This is a genomic window from Kineococcus indalonis (assembly GCF_009906395.1).
Lineage (GTDB): Bacteria > Actinomycetota > Actinomycetes > Actinomycetales > Kineococcaceae > Kineococcus > Kineococcus indalonis.
In genome coordinates this window covers 1-626 of the sequence record NZ_JAAALM010000964.1, presented here as the reverse complement: position 1 = coordinate 626, position 626 = coordinate 1, and the positions used below count along the sequence as shown (strand labels likewise).

At 79.2% G+C, this 626-nt stretch carries 1 protein-coding gene; it reads right to left on the bottom strand.

Annotated elements, in window-relative coordinates:
• Positions 1 to 598: GTPase RsgA (gene rsgA, locus GTR00_RS22205; RefSeq protein ID WP_323132679.1), on the bottom strand; the 598-nt coding region annotated here is incomplete at its 3' end.
• Positions 599 to 626 lie beyond the last annotated feature (28 nt).

Sequence of the window (626 nt, the reverse complement as noted above, 5' to 3'; positions counted from 1 at the left end):
CGCGCAGGCCGGGGGTGTCCACGAGCACCAGCCCGCCCGGCAGCGGCAGCAGCTCGCGCTGCACGGTGGTGTGCCGGCCCTTGCCGTCGCCGGAGCGCACCGCCCCGGTGTCCAGCACGTCCCGCCCGAGCAGGGCGTTGGCGAGGGTGGACTTGCCCGCCCCGGAGGGGCCCAGCAGCACCACCGTCCCGCTCAGCGCGGCGCGCACGTCCTCCACGCCGGCGCCGCGCTCGGCGCTGACGGCCAGCACGGGCGCGCCCAGCGCGGCGGCCCCCACCTCGGCCAGCGAGTCCGCCAGCTCCGCGCCGTCGAGCAGGTCGGTCTTGGTGAGCACCACCACCGGCCGGGCGCCGGAGTTCCAGGCCAGGGTGAGGAAGCGCTCCACCCGGCCCAGCGGGGCGCGGCGGGTGGGGGCCACGGTGACGGCGACGGTGTCGACGTTGGCGGCCAGGACCTGCTCGGTCGAGCGGCCGGAGACCTCCGCGCGCGTCAGGGCGGTGCGCCGCGGCAGCACCGCCAGCACGTCGGGGGTCTCGCCCTCCAGGCCGAGGACGACCCAGTCGCCGGTGGTGGGCTCGGGCAGGCAGGTGCGCGGCACCGCGGCGCGCTGCGGGCCGAGGGGGGTG